The organism is Marinomonas algicola (assembly GCF_014805825.1).
Taxonomy (GTDB): domain Bacteria; phylum Pseudomonadota; class Gammaproteobacteria; order Pseudomonadales; family Marinomonadaceae; genus Marinomonas; species Marinomonas algicola.
Map to the genome: position 1 here is coordinate 1050756 of NZ_CP061941.1, position 19852 is coordinate 1070607.

The window sequence follows — 19852 nt, forward strand, 5'->3', positions numbered from 1 at the left end:
TAATAATGAATAAAATTCTCGGGTTAGTTTTAGGTATGCTGTTGTCTATGTCTAGTTACGCAACAAACGTTGCTGTCATTGATTTTAGAGCCGCATTATTGCAAAGCGAAAGAGGGCTAGCTGCATCGGTTGAACCAAGAAAGCAAGTGCTTAATATGGAAAATCAATTAAATGGCGCTCGGAAAGAGCTAGATGATTTTGCTCAAGAGCTTAAGCGTGAAGAGCTCACTTTAGCGCCTGAAGAATATAAAAGTCGTGTTCAAGAGCTAAATCAAAGGGATGCGGCCATTCGTAACATGGGGGCGAATATGCAGCGTCAAGCGAAACAAATGGAGCAAAAGTTAATTGATTCCTTGTCCCCTGATGCCGAAGTCGTGTTGAAAAAACTTATAGAAGATAAAAAATTAGACTTGGTGTTAAATAGGCAATTAAGCTTATATGCGAATAAAGGTGTAGATCTAACGGCCGAATTTGTTAAAAGGTTAAATGAGGCCCAATAAAAATGTCTTATACTTTGGGGCAATTGTGTGATTTTGTGGGTGGTGTGCTACACGGTGATGGCTTAATAAAAGTTGATCGCTTGGCCACCATAAAATTAGCTAGGGCAAATGAACTCACTTTTGTTGCTAACCCAAAGTACGTTGCTGAGTTAGATAAGACGAACGCGGGTGGTGTTTTAGTAAAAAATCAAGCTCAAGCAGATAAAGTCTCGAATGCTATTATTGTTGAGAATCCCTATCTAGCGTTTGCTAAATTAACCGCTTTATTTAACACAGTGACCTCAAATTGGACGGGTAAGCATGCAACGGCTACCGTTGCAGAAAGTGCCCATATTGGTCGTAATGTTACAATTGGACCAAATGTCGTTATTGAAGAGAATGCAGTCTTAGAAGATAACGTTGTTGTTTCTGCTGGCTGTGTACTGGGAGCAAATGTATTTATTGGCCGTAATACTAAGCTAAATGCGAATGTGACCATTTATCATAGCGTAATTATTGGCAAGGATTGCATTATTCATAGTGGTGCTGTTATTGGTGCCGATGGTTTCGGTTTTGCTCCAGAAGGCCAAGGGTGGCAAAAAATCCATCAGCTTGGCTCCGTAGAAATTGGTAATAAGGTAGAAATAGGAGCGAACACCACCATAGATCGAGGCGCAATAGAGGATACTCGAATTGGGAATGGTGTTATTATAGATAACCAAGTACAAATTGCTCATAATGTTGAGATCGGTGATAATACAGCGATAGCGGGTTGTGCTGCGATAGCAGGCAGCACGGCAATCGGGCAAAATTGTACTATTTCTGGTGGTGTTGGTGTTATTGGTCACTTAGAGATTGCCGACAATGTCCACATAACCGCAATGAGCTTAGTAAGTAAATCGATTTCTGTTGCTGGTTCATACTCTTCAGGTACCGGGTTAGACAATACCGATAAATGGCGACGCTCTGCGGCACGACTTCGAAGAATTGATGAAATGGCAAAAGCCATTGCTCAGCTGGAAAAACAACTAAACAAGTTATATTAAAAGGTTAATATTAGATGATGGATGTGAATGAAATTCGCCGATACTTGCCGCATAGATATCCTTTTCTATTAGTAGATAGAGTGGTTGAACTGAATTTAGGCGAATCAATAGTGGCGTATAAGAATGTCACTATTAATGAACCTTTTTTTAATGGACACTTTCCTGATCATCCAGTCATGCCAGGCGTTCTCATTATCGAAGCAATGGCTCAAGCCGCCGGTGTTTTAGGTTTTAAAACAATGGATAAAACCCCTGAAGATGGTTCTATCTATTATTTTGTAGGAACCGATAAGGCGCGTTTTAAACGTCCTGTAGTACCTGGTGATCGTTTGCAATTAGAGGCTAAGATTGTCACTGAGAAACGTGGAATTTGGAAGTTTGAGTGTAAAGCAACGGTTGATGGTGAATTGGCTTGTTCAGCAACAATCATGTGTGCAGATAGGAAAATTTAGTGAGTATTCACCCTACAGCTATTGTTGATCCCGGTGCCGAAATTGATGCCAACGTTGAAATAGGTGCCTTCTCTATTATTGGGCCTAACGTGAAAATTGCTTCAGGTACCGTAATCAAATCTCATGCCGTTATTAATGGGCATACAACGATAGGTCGTGATAACGAAATTTTTCAATTTTCATCTGTAGGTGAAGCGAACCAAGACAAAAAGTATAATGGCGAACCTACTCGGTTAATTATCGGTGATTGCAATGTAATTCGTGAAAATGCCACGATACATCGCGGTACGATTCAAGATAATTCCGAAACGGTTATAGGTAATGGTAATCTATTTATGGCCAGTACACATATTGGCCATGATTGTATTGTTGGTAACAATAATATTCTAGCGAATTACGTTGCTTTGGCCGGCCATGTCACGATCGGTGATTCAATATTGCTAGGTGGTTATACGGGGGTCCATCAATTTTGCCAAGTTGGCTCTTTCAGTATGTGCGGAATGGGTTCAATGGTAACAAAAGATGTTCCGGAATATGTCATGGTTTCAGGTAATCCTTCAAATGCTCATGGAATGAATTTTGAAGGGATGAAAAGACGAGGTATGAGTGTTGACGTTATTAAGGCGCTTAGAAATTCGTATAAAATTGTCTATCTTAAAGGCCTGAAATTAGAAGATGCTCTATCTGAATTGGAGCAAACACTTGCGAAAGATTTTCCAGAAGTGGATGCTTTTATTCAATCTTTTAGACGCTCTAAAAGAGGTGTCATTCGGCCGGGTAAAAAATAAATGTAAAAACCCCAGTTTATCTGGGGTTTTTTTATGACAGCACATTGCTATTGGTTTTAAAATTCTCAAATGAGTGTTTTGTATGAGTAATACCCCATCAGTACCACGTTATGTCATTGTCGCTGGTGAAGCGTCAGGTGATATTTTAGGTGCGAATTTAATTGAATCTCTAAAGAAATTTTGTCCAGATGCTATTTTTGAGGGAATTGGTGGTCCATTGATGGCCGCCCAAGGCTTTCAAAGTGTCGTTCCCATGGATAGGCTTTCTGTGATGGGATTGGTTGAAGTGCTCGGTCGATTACCTGAATTATTAAAGATTCGTAAAAGTCTCTACCAAGATTGTGTTGATCGACCATTGACCGCATTCATTGGCATTGATTCACCTGACTTCACCTTGCCTCTAGAAAGGAGGTTAAAAGAAAAAGGTGTGTTAACCATACATTATGTTAGCCCATCTGTTTGGGCTTGGCGAAAAAAACGTATCTTTAAAATTAAAAAATCTGTTGATTTAATGTTAGCCTTATTTCCTTTCGAGTTACCCATTTATCAGCAACATGACATTTCGGTTGAGTGCGTAGGGCATACGCTAGCAGACAATATTCCTCTTAATTGTGACCAAGCCCAATCAAGAGAAAAATTAAATATAGTCAATACAGCTGGACCTGTCTTTGCTGTTTTGCCCGGCTCTAGAAGAGGCGAAGTTGAGCGTTTAGCGCCGCTTTTTATAGAATCGATGTCAAAAGTTCTTAAAGATCAACCCGATGCTCGATTTATCATCCCTGTTGTAAACGATGATAGACGAGAGCAAATAGCCTCATTATTAAAAGGCTCAAATGTCGACGCGATTATTGTAGATGGCCAGTCTAGAGACGTAATGATCGCTTCTGATGCGATATTATTGGCATCAGGTACGGCGGCACTAGAGGCCATGTTGGTGAAAAAACCTATGGTTGTGGCTTATCGTTTTACCAAATTAACCTATGCGATTATGTCACGTATGATCAAGGTACCTTATGTGTCTTTGCCAAATTTACTAGCAAACAAGGCTTTGGTTCCTGAATTAATTCAAGATGATGCAACACCAGATAAATTGGCAAAAACCTTATTAACGACATGGCAAGAGTTTAAGGAAAACCAAGATATCCAACAGACGTATTTGGACCTACATAAGATGTTACGGAAAAATGCCGGTGCAACCGCTGCACAAGCGATTGTTGATTTAGTTGAAAGAAAGCAAGCCGAGAGAAAGCCATAATGGAGCCTTTTGTTAGTGATTTTTATAAGGGTGTTTTATTCGCGGGAGTGGATGAAGCTGGTCGAGGCCCCTTAGCGGGTAATGTGGTTGCCGCGGCCGTCATACTCGATCCTACAAAACCCATTCAAGGTTTGGCTGATTCGAAAAAATTGTCAGAAAAAAAGCGCGACGCCTTGGCTTTAGAGATAAAAGCTAAAGCACTGGCTTACTGTATTGCTTACGCTGACGTGGCTGAAATTGATGAATTGAATATTTTACATGCCAGCATGTTGGCGATGACAAGAGCGGTTAATGGATTAACTACCGTGCCTGAACATGCTTTAATAGATGGTAATCGAGTACCCTCAAATTTGGTTTGCTCGGCCGAAGCTGTCGTAAAGGGGGATGCTAGAGAGGCGTCTATTTCGGCGGCCTCTATTTTAGCGAAAGTTCATCGCGACGCTGAAATTGTCGCTTTAGCGGAAACGTATCCTGGCTACGGTTTTGAAAAGCATAAAGGATACCCAACAGCGCAACATTTATTAGCACTTGAGACATTGGGCGTTACGCCAATTCATCGTAGTAGCTTTTCACCTGTTAAAAAAATTCTACAAAGGTAATTTTGTGAGTCGTTCCTTTATTCATTTACGAGTACATACTGAATTCTCTTTGGTTGATGGTTTAGTAAAAGTCAAAGGTCTTTTGGCGGCCACTGAAAGTTTAAACATGCCCGCCGTTGCCATTTCCGATGAAAATAATTTATGTGGCTTTGTTCGATTTTACAAAGGCGCAATGTCGAGTGGCATTAAGCCTATCTGTGGGGCCGATGTTATGGTAGCGGCTCATGGTGAATTAGAACATAATTCACGATTTACTTTATTAGCCATGAGTAACAAAGGCTATAAAAATATTATAGAAGTCATTTCTAAAGGGTATCAGCTGGGCCAACATCAAGGCAGGCCAATAATTCAGCCAGACTGGTTGGAGCAGCACAGTGAGGATGTTATAGCCATTTCGGGGGCTCAATATGGTGATGTTGGGCAATACCTTGAATCAGGTCAAGTTGAGTTAGCGAAACAACAGTTACAACATTGGATGCGTATTTACCCTAATCGCTTTTATATAGAGTTACAGCGAACCGGCCGAGATGGTGAAGAAGATTATATTCACTCTGTGGTTACGTTAGCTGAAGAATTCGCTTGTCCTGTTGTGGCAACCAACGATGTACGTTTTTTAAAGCGTGAAGATTTTGAAGCGCATGAAGCGCGTGTATGTATTCACGATGGCGTGACACTGGATGACCCCCGAAGACCAAAGCGTTATTCTGAAGAGCAATATTTAAAGTCTCCTGATGAAATGGAGGCGCTGTTTGAAGACATTCCTGAAGCCCTAGAAAATACCGTTGAGATTGCTAAACGCTGTAATGTGGATGTGTTGCTAGGAGAGTATTTCCTACCCGATTTCCCTGTTCCTTCGGGCATGACAATGGATGAGTATTTTCGTCAGTTGTCTCACGATGGTTTGAAAGTGCGTTTTGACTTTTTGGTTAAAAAGTATGGCAAGCGTGTTGAAGATAGAAAACAAGAATACCTTGATCGCTTGGAGTTTGAGTTAAATATCATTCTACAAATGGGGTTCCCTGGCTATTTTCTTATCGTAATGGACTTTATTCAATGGGCCAAAGACAATGATATACCGGTTGGTCCCGGCCGTGGTTCTGGTGCCGGTTCCTTGGTCGCTTACGTTCTCAATATTACCGATTTAGACCCACTAGAATACGATCTGCTGTTCGAACGTTTCTTGAATCCAGAGCGGGTATCCATGCCGGATTTCGATATCGATTTCTGTATGGAAAACCGCGATAAAGTGATTGATTATGTGGCGCAAACCTATGGTCGTGACGCCGTTTCTCAGATCATTACCTTTGGTGCTATGGCGGCGAAAGCGGTGGTGCGAGATGTAGCACGAGTTCAGGGTCGGCCATACAGTTTAGGGGACAAGCTGTCTAAGCTCATTCCGTTCGAAATTGGCATGACTTTAAAAAAAGCGCTAGAAGTGGAACCGGCATTACAAGAATTTATTGATTCAGATGAAGATGCCGCTGAAATTATGGAAATGGCCTTTTCTTTAGAAGGTGTGGTGCGAAATTTTGGTAAGCATGCGGGTGGTGTGGTGATCGCCCCAACAAAACTAACGGACTTCGCCCCCTTGTATTGTGAAGAAGACGGCTCAGGCCTAGTCACCCAATACGATAAAAATGATGTTGAGGAAGCCGGTCTGGTTAAGTTTGACTTCCTAGGTTTGAAAACGCTGACCGTTGTGGATTGGGCGGTGAAAAACATCAACCAAATTAATGCTTTTGACGGTAAGCCAGATCTCGATATCAGCCTGATCGATCTTGAAGAAAAAACCACCTATGACTTGCTACAGAGAGCAGAAACTACCGCGGTATTCCAGCTAGAGTCTCGAGGCATGAAGGAGTTGATTAAAAAACTTCTGCCTTCACGTTTTGAGGATATTATCGCCCTCGTTGCTTTATATCGCCCAGGCCCTCTGGGGTCCGGCATGGTAGATGACTTTATTAACCGTAAGCACGGGCGAGCGGAGTTGGCTTTCCCTCATGTGGATTATCAACATGATGATCTGATTCCGGTACTTGAACCAACGTACGGCATTATCTTGTATCAAGAGCAGGTAATGCAGATTGCTCAGGTTTTAGCACGCTTTAGTCTAGGTGGCGCCGATTTACTTCGTCGAGCAATGGGTAAGAAAAAACCTGAGGTTATGGCAGAGCAGCGTTTAATCTTTATGGAAGGGGCCAGCAAGCACGGTGTCGATAAAGATCTTGCGGGTAATATCTTTGATTTGATGGAGAAATTCGCCGGTTATGGTTTCAACAAATCACACTCGGCCGCTTATGCATTGGTTTCCTATCAAACCGCTTGGCTTAAAAATCACTACCCTGCACCTTTTATGGCCGCGGTACTCTCTGCGGATATGCAAAATACGGATAAGATCGTTATTTTTATTGAAGAATGTCGAGCAATGAAATTAACGCTTCAATTACCGAACGTTAATGAATCTATGTACAAATTTACCGTTAACCCAAGCAACGAAATTGTCTATGGATTAGGTGCGATTAAAGGGGTTGGTGAAGGCCCTATTGAGGCCATAGTTGAAGCGAGACAAGACGGCCCCTTTAAGCATATCTTTGATTTTTGTGAACGTGTTGGCCGCAAAGTAAATAAGCGTGTTATGGAAGCATTAGTGCGTTCAGGCGCATTTGATACCATTGGCCCCAATAGAGCGACCTTGTTTGAAAGTATTTCCGGGGCGTTAAAAAGAGCCGATCAAAGCGCTAAAAGCCAAGACGCTGGCATGATGGATTTATTTGGTATTGCTGTAGAAGAAACCATTGAGTCTGCTTATGACGAAAATGGTGTGCAAATGGAGTGGCCAAGTCGACAACGATTAGACGGTGAGAAGGATACTTTAGGGCTATACGTTACAGGGCATCCAATAGACGATTATGAGAGAGAAATTCGCCGTTTTGCTCGCGCTCGAATTGTGGATTTACAACCAAAACGTGAAGCGCAAATTATAGCCGGTTTAATTGTTGATTTAAGAATTACCAAAAGTAAAAAAGGTGGCAATATTGCTTTTGTTACATTAGACGATCGATCTGCGCGGATTGAAGTGACGGTTTTTCCAGATTCTTATGAAGAGTTCCGTCATGTGATCGTTAAGGATCAAGTCGTCGTGGTTGAAGGTGAAATCAGCGTGGATGAATTCCGCGGTGGGCAAAAAGTGATTGCTCGTAAAGTTCTGGATTTTCCTCAAGCACGCGTGCGATATGTTGAAGCATTACGTATTAACTGGGTGAACAACGACGTTACTGAAAAAGACGTTAATGTGTTGTCTGACTTCATGAAGCCATACATTGGAGATGGTTGTGATGTTGTCATCACTTTTAGTACGGAGAGAGCCCAAGGTGATATTCGCTTAGGGTCAAACTGGAAAATTATGCCTGATGATCAATTAATACACGAACTTCAGAAACATTACGGTAAACAAAATGTTCAGCTCGTGTATAATTGAGGTATTTTAGCGTTATCAAAATTAGAAGGCTACGATAAGGTAGCGATAGGGATAGCAGGAAAAGCCCGTTGCGGTTTTTTTTGTTCTCGATGAACCATACAGCAGTGTGTATACCATGAATTTAAATTACTTACCTTTTGAACAGCCGATTGCTGAACTTGAGCAAAAAATTGAAGAACTTCGCTTAGTTGGCAACGATAACAAACTGAATATTGGCGATGAAATCAGTCGTCTAGAAGAAAAGAAAGTGGCATTGACCCAAAGCTTGTTTAGTAATTTGGGCGCATGGGAAGTTTCTCAGCTTGCTCGTCATCCCAAACGCCCTTATACATTAGACTACATTGAACATGCCTTTACTGACTTCGAAGAAATGCACGGCGATCGTCATTATGCCGATGACAGAGCGATTGTTGGTGGCATTGCACGTTTAGATGGTCGTCCTGTGATGATTATTGGTCATCAAAAAGGTCGTGAAGTTAAAGAAAAAGTATTACGTAATTTTGGTATGCCGCGCCCTGAAGGGTATCGTAAAGCGTTGCGTCTTATGGAAACCGCTGAGCGTTTCAAAATGCCAATTATTACTTTGATTGACACACCAGGAGCTTACCCTGGCATCGGTGCGGAAGAGCGTGGTCAAAGTGAAGCCATTGCCTTTAACCTAGCGGCTATGTCGCGTCTAAAAACCCCAATTATTTCAACGGTAATTGGTGAAGGTGGTTCTGGTGGTGCATTAGCCATTGGAGTGTGTGATGAGCTTATGATGCTGCAATACGGGACGTATTCTGTTATTTCTCCAGAAGGCTGCGCTTCTATTTTGTGGAAAAGTGCCGATCGTGCGTCCGATGCCGCAAAAGCAATGGGCATTACGTCTGACCGCTTAAAAGAATTGGGTATTGTAGATACCATCGTACCTGAACCTATGGGCGGTGCCCATGTTGGGCATGAGCAGATGGCTCTTAGCTTAAAAGAAAACATTCTAGCGGCACTTGAGCGCATGGATGAATACAGTATGGACGAACTTTTAGAACGTCGCTATGAGCGTCTTATGTCTTACGGTCTATAATATTTCTGATTAAAAATGGCCTCCTTAATTGGGGGCTTTTTTGTTTTTAGCCTAGGTGATGTTGTTTGGAGTCTGAGTACATGCTATTTGAACTGCAGAGAGAAGATAGAATTTTTTTGCAATCCGATCACATCAATACCATTGTGGTTGGTTTAAGTGGTGGTGTGGACTCTGTCGTGCTTTTGCATTCGGTTGTGCACTTGGGTTTGCCAAAAAAGATTATCGCTGTGCATGTCCATCATGGGTTGAGTGCTAATGCGGATGATTGGCTGGCTCATTGTAAACGACTTTGCGATACCATGGCTGTGGATTTTTACAGCCATAAGGTGGTGCTGGATTCAGCTAAGGGCTCGTTAGAAGAAAAGGCGAGAGACGCTCGTTATGAAATATTTGAGCGTTATATCGGAGTTAATGATGTACTTCTTCTAGGTCATCATAGAGGCGATCAAGCTGAAACGCTATTGTTCCGTTTATTAAGAGGAACTGGCGGACGGGGTCTCGCGGGCATACCGCATCGAAGACGGTTAGGGAAAGGCTCTTTATTGCGTCCGTTAATGCATCTACCGAAACAAACGCTTTATGAATATGCGGCACAATTTCAGTTAGCCTGGGTTGAAGATGAGTCAAACAGGGATGTGCGTTTCCAGCGGAATAAAATTAGACAAGAATTATTGCCCACTCTAAAAACAATCGCCCCTAAAATAGAAGAGCAGTTATCGAATACGGCCGCCAGGATTCAAGTCGATTACTCCATATTGGACCGGTTAGCTCGTCGAGTTATGTCGGCCAATATCAATGAATGGGGTGGGTTAATTTTGGCCGATTTGCCTAACCAGCCAGTAGCAGAACAAATTTACTGGCTGCAATCTTACTTGCGAGAACACGCCATCAATGCGACCTACGCCCAACTGGAAAACGTGGCGTTCAGCGTATCGAGCGACACCGATCACCAGCCACTAATTGTGCTGTCTGGCAAACGTCTTCAACGCTTAAAAGGCGTTTTATACGTGTTACCAAAAGATGAGCCATCCGTGCCATTGCTTTTAGAGTCTGGCGTGACAGTCAATAGAGCATTTGATCAAGTGATGGTTCAGGGGGAGGGGACGCTTGAATTAAAGCTTAGGCCGAGTCAGCTAAGCTTGCTCATGCCTTCTGGTCAACACCGGTTATTAAAGAAATGGTTTAATGATCAGCAAATACCGGTATGGTGGCGAGATCATTTACCTTATGTTTTTCAAAATGATGTGTTAGTGGCGATTGGGGACCTTTGGCAGAACCCTCAGTACCCAGAGCTTCACATTGAGTGGATAATTAATAAGAATCTTGTTTTACCTAAGCCAAGTAAAGTAAACCCTAATAACCATTCTTGGATCATTGAATAAACAGGGAACAACACGCTCCTTGCCAATAGTCCGTTTTTTATCAGCAAGGAAAGGTCATTCCGTGATTTGGCTAATTTGAATAGCGTGCAGCGTCAATGATGGACCATAAATGGACGATCGCGCCGACAATCCACATAAAAAATAATATGATGGTTGCACTTAGCGCGTAGCAAGTGGCCGTTGTAATAAAGAACAACAGAGCACTAAAGAGGCGTCCTTGAACCAATTGCCCTAAACCAGGGATGAAGATATTACAAATTGCGGCGATAACATTACCGCCTGAGCCTTGCTTTGCCATGTTTCGTTCCGTTATTCGCTTAATGTATAGGGTAACTATTGTACTGACAAATAAACGTAAAGCCAGAGGCGTTATATTGGAAGTGGTTTTCTGGCGCTTAGCCACACACTTGCCATGGCGGCGATAATAAATGGGATCATTAATAGGTTGAGTATTTCCCAGCCAAAAATGTTTTGCCAGTAGCCGGCTAATACACTGCCGATTGTGGCTCCCGTGAAGACTAAAAAATCGTTTAACCCTTGAACTTTGGCTTTGTCGGCTGGTTGGTAGGTTTTAGTTAGCAGGGTCGTTGCACCAATAAAGGTGAAGTTCCAACCGATACCAAGAAAGATCAGCGCGGTCCAGAAGTACCAATAGCCTGAGCCAAACTGATTTAATATAACGCACGTTAATAATAGCAAACAGCCAGATTGTATAATCTTAGTGGTACCGTATTTTTGGATTAGCTTGCCGGTGAAAAAGGAAGGCGCAAACATGCCGAGCACATGCCATTGGATGACGGTGGCGGTATGACCAAAATGAAACCCATGCCCATGCATAGCCAATTACCCCAGAGGTAATGGCCGCCACTAAATTTGGTTGTTTTAAGAGCGTTTTGTAAGATCTTGGTGTGCCTGTTTGTTCTTCTTCTGTGGGTTGCCTAAGAGGCAGGGCAAGGATCAATAGGGTAGTGAAAACATACAACACCAACAATGCAGCGAATGCCCCAAGATATTGAGTGTCCGGTACCATAAATTCAGCCCATATGGCCATATTAGGCCCCAAGATGGCGGCAATCACCCCCGCGCCCATAATTAAGCTAATGGCTTGTGGGGTTTTATCATTTGGCGCATTTTCAATCGCGGCGAATCGATACTGTTGGCCAACACCAATGGCCATACCTAACAGTAAGGTAGCAAAACAGAAAAGGGCAAAGTTGGCTTCTTGTAACGCATAAAAAGCAGTGGAAGCACCGATAATGCCAATCAGGTTACCAATGAAAAAGCCTTTTTTCCGGCCTACGGTTCGCATTAATAGTGCTGCCGGCAGAATAACGCCCATTAACCCTAAAAATTGTGTGGCGATTGGCAGAGTTGCCAGAGATAAACTCGGAGCCAGTTGTTGACCTATTAAAGCGGTCACCGAAACAAGCAGAATGTTTCCGGTTATGAGCAAGGCTTGTCCTAATGCCAAACCCCAAACACTGACTCCTAACATACGTATCTCCTTTTGCTGATGTTTTGCATATATTTATCTGAATATTGAATCGACATGACCAACGAATATAGCAGATTCGTGAACGAATACATCACCTTCAAAAAGATCTTTTTTCATATAAAATAGCAAAAAATGCATTTAGGCACCCAACCAGAGAGGCATTTAGATACCTGACAGATGAATCTGTTTAAATGCATTCATTTCAACCTGGTTGGATTCGACAATGGGTGGACTAAATAGCGGTTAGATTAGGTGTAGTCCTAACATGGCATTTTTAATGGTTGCTTTCCCTTGCTCGCTTAGGGGCATTACAGGTAAACGGCATTCATCAGAGCATAACCCCAATAATGACATACCATATTTAACGCCAGCAGGGCTTGGTTCGCAAAAAAGAGCGTTGTGTAAGGTAAAGAGTTGGTCTTGTAAGGCTTGTGCTTTAACAAATTCACCAGCAAGGCAAAGTTGATGTAATTCAACAACTTTAGCCGGGGCAATATTGGATGTTACTGAAATACAACCATGGCCGCCACCCGCATTATACGCAACAGAGGTTAGATCATCACCACTGAGAAAACTGAACGCTTTTTTGATTAAAGCACGTTCACGAATGGGGCGGGTTAGGTCGCCTGTGGCGTCTTTCACCCCAATAATTCTTGGTAATTCGGCTAGTTTTGCTAACGTGTCTACTTCCAACCCAACAATGGCACGAGGTGGAATGTTGTAAACCACAATCGGTAGCTCTGAATTGTCGTGTACAAAGCGGTAGTGCTCGTACAAGCCTGCTTGATTCGGACGATTGTAGTAACCCGCCACATGTAACGTCGCATCAGCACCGGATTTTAGAGCGTGATCTGAGTATTCTACGGCTTCTACAGGGTTGTTTGATCCCGCACCAGCGATAACAGGAATGCGTTTGTTGGTTTCTTCAGCGGTAATTTCAATAACACGTTTGTGCTCTGCTTCAGACAGAGTAGGGGACTCACCCGTTGTGCCAACAGGCACTAAGCCATTAATACCCTCGGCAATTTGCCAGCGCACGATGCGTCTTAGAGCGTCTTCGTCAAGTTGACCATTAATAAAAGGGGTTGCTAAAGCTGTAATTGCGCCGCGAAACATAAAATTGTCCTATTTATTATGACGCCAGCAGGGGAAGTAAACAAAAAAGGAATGCCTCACAACCTGATGGCTGTCGAGGTTAAAGATACTTACTTTAAACGAGCAGCCGTGATGCAAGGTTTATTCACCTTACATTTTTTTGCTACCTGTTTATAAGAAAATACGTTCATGATGATCTCTTCAAAATTGTGCATTTATCCTGCCTAATCCCTCAGCCCCTGTCAATTAAAACTTCAATATTCTTAAAAACTTATCTAAACACCCCAAACCCTATTGGAACATAAAATGTGGGTCTGGCCTTCAGGCCGACGAAATCATCTAGCCCCGCCAAACCCTCTTGGATCATAAAAGTGTAGGTCGCGTCTTTAGACCGACAAAATCATCTAACCCCGCCAAACCCTCTTGGATCATAAAGGTGTAGGTCGCGTCTTCAGACCGACAAAACCACCTAACTCCGCCAACCCCCCTTGGATTATAAAAAGTAGGTGCGGTCTTCAGACCGACAAAACCACCTAACCCCGCCAAACCTTCTTGGATCATAAAAGTGTAGGTCGCGTCTTTAGACCGACAACGCCATCTAGCCGCTCAAAATACCTTTGGAATACAAAAAAAAGCCTACGCCTTTTCGGCTTGTGTCACTGCCATCGTCAGTACAGAGAAGACGTAAGATTTTTATGCATATCGTTTTAATAGCATCAGCTTAGAGACATGTGGGCAATTTTAAATAATCATTCGTTGCTCGAAATGTAATAGCGGGAATGCGAAAAGTGATTTACTATCAAAGGATAAGAGCCTCCATACAAGAAATAACAGGCCGTGGATAAAGGTGTAAACACGCGCTCTCGTTTTAAATCGATGCAATTACGGTTAACGGATTTAGAAAACTATATTGAAAGCTTAGATGATGAAATTGATCGTGCGAGCCAAGAAAGCAGTGAATGCCAAGCAATTAGAGATATTCTAGGTGTTGGTCGATTAACGTCATCGGCGTGATTAGGTTTAGTGCCAAGCCAACATTCAAGTGGTGGAAAATCGCTTTTATTAGGAATAAGTAAACGTGGTGATTCTTATCTAAGACGTATGTTTACACATGGCGCGAGAGCGGTAATAAGGCATTTGAAACTTGAAACCGAGTAAGCCTTATTATGAATGGGTTATGAATTTGCAGTCAAGAATGCATAACAACAAAGTGATTGTTGCATTAGCGAATAAACTAGTAAGGGTGTTTGGGCGGTGCTTGCACGAGATCAAAAGTACAATAATAATACAGGCCACCCATTACTTTATTGATGTTTTTTTGATCACGGTCTAAACTAGAAAAAAACCAAACTCAAGGATGAGGAAAAAACGATGCCAAGGGCCAGAAGCCAACAAGTCAGTTTGTCTGATACACCTTACTATCACTGTACTTCTCGATGCGTTCGCCGTGCTTTTTTATGTGGTGAAGACTCTGTCACCGGAAAGAGCTTTGAGCACCGTCGTGGGTGGATCGAGGCGCGAATTTTATTTTTAGCTCAACTCTTTTCTATCGATATTTGTGCTTATGCGGTGATGAGCAATCACTTGCATATTGTGCTGCATCTTGATGAAAAACAAGCCAAAAATTGGTCTACTCATGAGGTGTTGAGGCGCTGGCATGCATTGCATAAAGGCACGTTATTCACTCAACAATACGCTCGTGGCGATACCATGCCGGACTATGCCATAGAATTAGCAGAAAGGTCGGCGGAAGCGTATCGAGAAAGATTGTCTGACATCAGCTGGTTTATGCGGGAATTAAATGAACCGATTGCCCGCCAATCCAATGTTGAAGATGGCTGTACGGGACGGTTTTGGGAGGGGCGCTTTAAGTCTCAGGCGTTGTTAGACGAAGCCTCTGTTTTGGCTTGCATGGCGTACGTTGATCTTAATCCTATTCGAGCTGGTGTAGCTGAGAAACCGGAAACATCAGAATTTACCAGCATCAAGAAACGAGTGAAAGCGGCGGGAGAAGGTGCTCAACCCAACGCTTTGTATCCTTTTATTGGTGATGAGCACAAAGATAAAAACAAAGGGATCTTATTTAAGTTAACGGATTATCTTGAACTGGTTGATATGACAGGTCGTATTGTTCGACAAGACAAGATAGGCTCGATTGACTTGTCGCTTTCACCCATTTTACAGCGTCTTGGAATATCATCTGACAACTGGCTAACGATCGCTATTAAGTTCGAGCAAAATACTCATAGCGTGGTTGGTCAGGAAAACAGCATAACCCGTTACAAAAACGCCCAACCAAGGTCAAGGCCGAATAAACGGTGTTGTCGATTACTTGCCTAGTGTAACCAAAGGTTTTATTTCAAATTCCCCCGAGCCTTACTAAGCGGTAAGCAGATTTACTCGCCTCAAAATCACTATTTTCGTCTAGCCAGATAACAATAAAGACGGTTTCTTATTAAAAATTGAGTTTTTTATGTTTCTAATACTTAAACGAATCAAAATATTAAAAGTCTTTTCTGATGTTTTAATATTGGGTGTCTATGGTAAATTAATGTTTTAATATTGGGTGTCTACGGTAAATTACTGTCTATGGTAAATTAATGTTTTAATATTGGGTGTCTACGGTAAATTAACTGTTGAATATATAGATAAGGATAACTATGAATATAAAAGCCATTCTTTTTGATCACGATGGAACCATTGCGGACTCAGAGCAAGCGCATTTTGAAATGTGGAGAGAGGTGCTACATAAGTATAATGTTGATCTGTCTCATGAAGAGTACAAAAGCCAGTATGCAGGAATTCCAACCACAGAAAATGCTAAAACAATTGTAGAGAATCATTCCCTAGACGTTGAGCCAATAACACTTGTATTAGCTAAAACGGAAATCACAAATGCTTATTTGGCTAAACAGGCTTTTCCTCTTATGAGTGGTGCACTTGAATCCGTTCGTTATTTCTATGAACAAGGTTTACAAGTTGGTATTGTCACTGGAGCTGGAAGAGAGGGTGTAAATATCACACTAAAGAATCACGGGTTTGAAAAGTATGTATCTGTGGTCGTTTCCGGTGATGATGTAGAGCACAGTAAGCCTGCTCCTGATTGTTATTTATTGGCTGCAGACAAATTAGGGCGACAGCCATCGGAATGTCTGGCGATTGAAGACACCTATAACGGAAGTCTTGCTGCCATTCGAGCAAACATGAAATGCATTGGCGTTTCATCATCGCATAGTGTGCGTGATGCGTTTTCCAAAACGGTCTACGAATGCAGTGACTTGGGTAAAGCCACAAAATGGATAGCAGAGAATGTTCAGCTGCAATCAAGCCGTTAATACACGATTCCACTGCTGTAAAAGCCGAACGTCATTGAATTACTTTATTGGTGTCATTCTTGATTTTTTCGGCCTTGATCTTTTCTTGTCGATCCTCTTAGAGGAAGCATCGAACAGCCATATCCGGGCTAGCAATGGTAGTCACCGTTACTCGGTGCTGTTGTGTTTATAGATCCCGTAATCTCAGGGCGTTTTAGTTCGCTATTTAATCGAGAAACGATACGTTGTTTTGCTCGCTTTAAAAAGTCTTTTTGTATTGAAGGCGAAAAAGAACGGGCGATGGCGACAGTACCCACTAACGAGACGACCGTTTCTTCAGCTAAGGCCTTTGCTTCTTGGCTACCGCGTTTTTCTAGAATACCTTCTAGACGCTCAACGAGATTATCAAAGCAAGCTTGATAAGCTTTTCGAACCTTTTCTTCCTTATGGGCGGCATCCGTTACTAAAAACTCCAGTGGTGAAGGCTCACTATTTTTATTTCCCCAATTCAGATAGCGAGTTACTAAGGCTTTAATGTGAGTTTCTTTGCTTTCTGTTTGCTTATCGTCACGGGCCCAAAACGCATTGGAGGTCGCAAACTGCATTGCCGCTTCATACAAGCTGCTCTTACCTGAAAAGTGCGCATAAAAAGCGCCGTGCGTCATATTCGCTTGTTTCATTATTTGCGTTAGGGTGACTCGATCAAAACCCTGTGAACAAAATAACTTCGCGGCGGCTTGTAATATCCGCTGGCGTGTTTGTTCTTTATGTTCAGGTGTGTAAGGCATAAATTTCTCCTTCTGGCAGCCGACTCAAAATGGATATAGGAACATGGTAGCAGAGGTTTTTAATATTATCTTGATCATATAAAGACTTTCTCTAGCATGAGGTTTTTCTTTGTGTCGCAACAAAAGAGGGTGAACTTATGTCGCTTAAAGATCGTATTGTAATAACCGGAATGGGGTTAGTATCGCCCCTTGGATTAGGTGTCGGGTCTGTGTGGCAACGTTTGCTTCGTGGCGAGTCCGGAGTCCGCTTATTACCAACCACATTAACAGATGTTCTGAGCACTCATATTGCCGGACAAGTTCCAAGTCACAAAGAGCAAGATAATGGCTTGAACGAAGCTGATTATCTCTCTTCTAAAGAGCGTAAACGGGTCGATTTGTTTACCTTATTTGCTCTTGCGGCGGCGCAGGAGGCGTTAGCACAAGCGGATTGGAAGCCATCAAGCATTGCGGATCAGGAAGCAACAGCAACCATTATTGCAACGGGCATTGGTGGCTTACCGACCATTACTCATGCTCAATCTGTGTTGACAAACCAAGGTGCTCGTAGGTTATCGCCTTTTACGGTTCCAGCCTTCCTTGCGAACTTAGCGGCCGGTAATGTTTCCATCAAATATGGATTCAAAGGGCCGCTCGGTACGCCAGTCACAGCCTGTGCGGCAGGGGTGCAAGCTATTGGTGATGCAATGCGTCTGTTGCGAACAGGCGAAGCAAAAGTGGCTTTAGCTGGTGGAACCGAAGCTTGCATCGATCCTTTGTCTCTTTCTGGTTTTGGTGCTCTAAAAGCGCTTTCCACTCGAAGCGATGATCCAACCAAAGCGTCTCGCCCTTTCGATAAAGATCGTGAAGGCTTTGTTATGGGTGAGGGAGCGGGTTTAGTCGTATTAGAAACCCTTGAACATGCCTTAGCCCGCGGTGCAACGCCTTTAGTTGAAGTGGTTGGATACGGCACAAGTGCCGATGCTTACCATTTAACTTCTGGACCAGAAAGTGGTGAAGGGGCTGCTCGTGCTATTAACACCGCTTTAGCGATGGCAAACATAAACGCTGACAAAATTGGTTATGTAAATGCTCACGCAACCTCGACGCTTATTGGAGATCGTGGCGAGATAAATGCGCTCAGAAAAGTGTTTGGAGACAAGATAAATGCCGTTGCCATTTCATCCACGAAATCGTCGACCGGGCATTTGTTGGGGGCGGCTGGTGGTGTGGAAACTATTTTTAGTGCTCAAGTAATACGCTCTGGTATGTTGCCGCCAACCCTCAATTTAGAGAATGTTGAAGACAGTATGGCTGATCTTGATCTGGTGCCATTGGTTTCGCGTGTAAAAAATGTAAAGTACGTTTTGTGTAATGGTTTCGGTTTTGGCGGCGTGAATGCCGCGTTAGTATTGAAGCGTTATTAAGGTGAATGAGGCAACGAGTAGAAAATTTTCATAGAGTCATCGATGCTCATGCACCCACTACTTTATTAGCATTAGATAATTACTGTCTAAAAAAACGCATACTCAAGGATGAGTTGTTAATTATGATTAGGGTAAGACTCGAATAAAATGAGTTTGCTGCAGTACGTTATTGTTAACTAAGCTATAACTATATATTGAAACACAATAGACGAGATTCAGTATGGGATTGGCCATTAATGGCTGTGATACGAGTGCATTCTCTTCATCACAAAGCCCGCTACAAATAGAAAGACGACAGCAAGAGCGACAAGAACAAGATCGTGTCGGCCCAGATACATTAACGTCAGATGATATTGTCAATAACCTAACCGCGCTGCTTGGAGCAGAGGCGTCTGCTGTTCAAAAGCCAGATGGAAGTATTGATTATCACGTTGTCCAAGCCTTACTAGAGTCTCATCAGACAAAACCGTTACTTGAGCATAATTCACTAGAAAAACAACCCCTTACTTACCAAGAAAAGGTGAAAGAGCCCTCGCAAGCTTTGGGGCAAATTTTAAATGTCACGGCCTAATACGTGTGTCTTTAAAAGCTTCTACCCTTTTCTATTCGGTTTTTGTATTCTTAATCCTTTTTATTTAGATAGATGGTTTTATGAAATTGGATTTTAAATGGTCTCGAATCGAAGACTTGTCCTCTATTGAATTATTTACAATCATTAAGGCAAGAGAAGCGGTTTTTGTTGTGGAACAAGAATGTCCTTATCAAGAAACGGATGAAATGGACTTACAGTCTTGGCACCTAGTTGTATCTATAGAGGATCAATTGGTTGCTTACGTACGTGTTGTTGATCCAGGCATTAAATATGAGCTCCCTTCCATTGGTCGAGTGATGACATGCTTAGAAGTTAGGCATTTAAAGATTGGTCGCCCGTTGATGAAGGAAGCCATTCGTTTCACTGAAGAAAAATACCCGAATACAGGGATAAAAATAGGCGCTCAAGTGTATTTGCAAAAATTTTATGAATCGCTAGGTTTTGCCGCCGTTAATGAGCCTTACGATGAAGATGGAATTTTACATATTGATATGATTAAAGCCGATATCAATGAAGCCTAAAAGGGCCTCTTGGGGGATAGAGTAATATGAATCAAAGGTTTTTTGTAGAGCATGGACGTTTACTGGTTCACCCGTCTTTTAACTGCACAATTGAGTAAA

General features: G+C 42.5%; 22 protein-coding genes. 16 read left to right on the forward strand and 6 right to left on the reverse strand.

The annotated features are described in order from the left end of the window. Window positions 1-5 precede the first annotated feature (5 nt). The 9 genes from IEZ33_RS04725 to tilS all read left to right on the forward strand — a co-directional run bounded on the left by IEZ33_RS04725 (window position 6) and on the right by tilS (window position 10542). A complete protein-coding gene (locus IEZ33_RS04725) occupies window positions 6-500 on the forward strand; it encodes an OmpH/Skp family outer membrane protein (protein ID WP_240009633.1) in 495 nt (164 codons plus the stop codon). 2 nt (window positions 501-502) lie between these two features. Then, the gene (gene lpxD / locus IEZ33_RS04730) at window positions 503-1525 is read left to right on the forward strand and encodes a UDP-3-O-(3-hydroxymyristoyl)glucosamine N-acyltransferase (RefSeq protein ID WP_191602557.1); all 1023 of its coding nucleotides are present in this window, start codon (window positions 503-505) and stop codon (window positions 1523-1525) included. Window positions 1526-1539: 14 nt separating this feature from the next. After that, the gene (gene fabZ, locus IEZ33_RS04735) at window positions 1540-1977 is read left to right on the forward strand and encodes a 3-hydroxyacyl-ACP dehydratase FabZ (protein ID WP_191602558.1); all 438 of its coding nucleotides are present in this window, start codon (window positions 1540-1542) and stop codon (window positions 1975-1977) included. Further along, window positions 1977-2765, forward strand: a complete 789-nt coding sequence (lpxA, locus tag IEZ33_RS04740; RefSeq protein ID WP_191602559.1) for an acyl-ACP--UDP-N-acetylglucosamine O-acyltransferase — start codon at window positions 1977-1979, stop codon at window positions 2763-2765. Before fabZ ends, lpxA begins: the two co-directional genes overlap by 1 nt. 82 nt (window positions 2766-2847) lie before the next feature. Next, a complete protein-coding gene (lpxB, locus tag IEZ33_RS04745) occupies window positions 2848-4020 on the forward strand; it encodes a lipid-A-disaccharide synthase (protein ID WP_191602560.1) in 1173 nt (390 codons plus the stop codon). Next, window positions 4020-4619 carry a ribonuclease HII gene (rnhB, locus tag IEZ33_RS04750; RefSeq protein ID WP_191602561.1) on the forward strand — a complete coding sequence of 200 codons (600 nt, stop codon included), beginning with the start codon at window positions 4020-4022 and terminating at the stop codon, window positions 4617-4619. The genes lpxB and rnhB overlap by 1 nt, the downstream gene beginning before the upstream one ends. A gap of 4 nt (window positions 4620-4623) precedes the next feature. Then, complete coding sequence (gene dnaE, locus IEZ33_RS04755; protein ID WP_191602562.1) at window positions 4624-8097, forward strand: DNA polymerase III subunit alpha; 3474 nt, start codon at window positions 4624-4626, stop codon at window positions 8095-8097. Window positions 8098-8212: 115 nt separating this feature from the next. Further along, on the forward strand, window positions 8213-9160 hold the full coding sequence (gene accA, locus IEZ33_RS04760; protein ID WP_191602563.1) for an acetyl-CoA carboxylase carboxyl transferase subunit alpha: 948 nt from the start codon (window positions 8213-8215) through the stop codon (window positions 9158-9160). Window positions 9161-9240: 80 nt separating this feature from the next. Beyond that, window positions 9241-10542, forward strand: coding sequence for a tRNA lysidine(34) synthetase TilS (gene tilS, locus IEZ33_RS04765; RefSeq protein WP_191602564.1), 1302 nt, complete (start codon window positions 9241-9243; stop codon window positions 10540-10542). 70 nt (window positions 10543-10612) lie between these two features. Here tilS and IEZ33_RS04770 read toward each other — a convergent pair whose 3' ends face one another. The 5 genes from IEZ33_RS04770 to IEZ33_RS04785 form a co-directional block, all read right to left on the reverse strand. Beyond that, window positions 10613-10840, reverse strand: coding sequence for a hypothetical protein (locus IEZ33_RS04770; protein ID WP_191602565.1), 228 nt, complete (start codon window positions 10838-10840; stop codon window positions 10613-10615). A 71-nt stretch (window positions 10841-10911) separates the two neighbouring features. Next, entirely contained in the window at window positions 10912-11316 is a 405-nt protein-coding gene (locus tag IEZ33_RS20700) for an MFS transporter (RefSeq protein ID WP_240009634.1), read from the reverse strand. Next, the gene (locus IEZ33_RS04775) at window positions 11261-12037 is read right to left on the reverse strand and encodes an MFS transporter (RefSeq protein WP_240009635.1); all 777 of its coding nucleotides are present in this window, start codon (window positions 12035-12037) and stop codon (window positions 11261-11263) included. The genes IEZ33_RS20700 and IEZ33_RS04775 overlap by 56 nt, the downstream gene beginning before the upstream one ends. Window positions 12038-12280: 243 nt before the next feature. Continuing rightward, window positions 12281-13153, reverse strand: a complete 873-nt coding sequence (dapA, locus tag IEZ33_RS04780) for a 4-hydroxy-tetrahydrodipicolinate synthase (RefSeq protein ID WP_191602566.1) — start codon at window positions 13151-13153, stop codon at window positions 12281-12283. Between the two features lie 342 nt (window positions 13154-13495). Further along, window positions 13496-13693 (reverse strand): hypothetical protein, encoded by a 198-nt coding sequence (locus IEZ33_RS04785; protein WP_191602567.1) that lies wholly within the window; start codon window positions 13691-13693, stop codon window positions 13496-13498. A 276-nt stretch (window positions 13694-13969) separates the two neighbouring features. Here IEZ33_RS04785 and IEZ33_RS04790 point away from each other — a divergent pair, with 276 nt between their 5' ends. The 4 genes from IEZ33_RS04790 to IEZ33_RS04805 all read left to right on the forward strand — a co-directional run bounded on the left by IEZ33_RS04790 (window position 13970) and on the right by IEZ33_RS04805 (window position 16467). Beyond that, a complete protein-coding gene (locus tag IEZ33_RS04790) occupies window positions 13970-14146 on the forward strand; it encodes a hypothetical protein (protein ID WP_191602568.1) in 177 nt (58 codons plus the stop codon). Between the two features lie 9 nt (window positions 14147-14155). Next, window positions 14156-14290, forward strand: coding sequence for a transposase (locus IEZ33_RS04795; protein WP_191602569.1), 135 nt, complete (start codon window positions 14156-14158; stop codon window positions 14288-14290). A 213-nt stretch (window positions 14291-14503) separates the two neighbouring features. Beyond that, window positions 14504-15472, forward strand: a complete 969-nt coding sequence (locus IEZ33_RS04800; RefSeq protein ID WP_191602570.1) for a transposase — start codon at window positions 14504-14506, stop codon at window positions 15470-15472. Window positions 15473-15792: 320 nt separating this feature from the next. Next, window positions 15793-16467 (forward strand): HAD family hydrolase, encoded by a 675-nt coding sequence (locus IEZ33_RS04805; protein ID WP_191602571.1) that lies wholly within the window; start codon window positions 15793-15795, stop codon window positions 16465-16467. Window positions 16468-16595: 128 nt separating this feature from the next. On the opposite strand, the gene IEZ33_RS04810 is transcribed toward IEZ33_RS04805, so the two are convergent. Further along, window positions 16596-17234: a TetR/AcrR family transcriptional regulator gene (locus tag IEZ33_RS04810; RefSeq protein ID WP_191602572.1), complete on the reverse strand. Its 639-nt coding sequence runs from the start codon at window positions 17232-17234 to the stop codon at window positions 16596-16598. A gap of 137 nt (window positions 17235-17371) precedes the next feature. On the opposite strand from IEZ33_RS04810, the gene fabF reads away from it, so the two are divergent. The 3 genes from fabF to IEZ33_RS04825 all read left to right on the forward strand — a co-directional run bounded on the left by fabF (window position 17372) and on the right by IEZ33_RS04825 (window position 19753). Next, entirely contained in the window at window positions 17372-18640 is a 1269-nt protein-coding gene (gene fabF, locus IEZ33_RS04815) for a beta-ketoacyl-ACP synthase II (protein ID WP_191602573.1), read from the forward strand. Window positions 18641-18860: 220 nt separating this feature from the next. Beyond that, on the forward strand, window positions 18861-19211 hold the full coding sequence (locus IEZ33_RS04820; protein ID WP_191602574.1) for a hypothetical protein: 351 nt from the start codon (window positions 18861-18863) through the stop codon (window positions 19209-19211). A gap of 80 nt (window positions 19212-19291) precedes the next feature. Then, window positions 19292-19753: a GNAT family N-acetyltransferase gene (locus IEZ33_RS04825; RefSeq protein ID WP_191602575.1), complete on the forward strand. Its 462-nt coding sequence runs from the start codon at window positions 19292-19294 to the stop codon at window positions 19751-19753. Window positions 19754-19852: the final 99 nt, after the last annotated feature.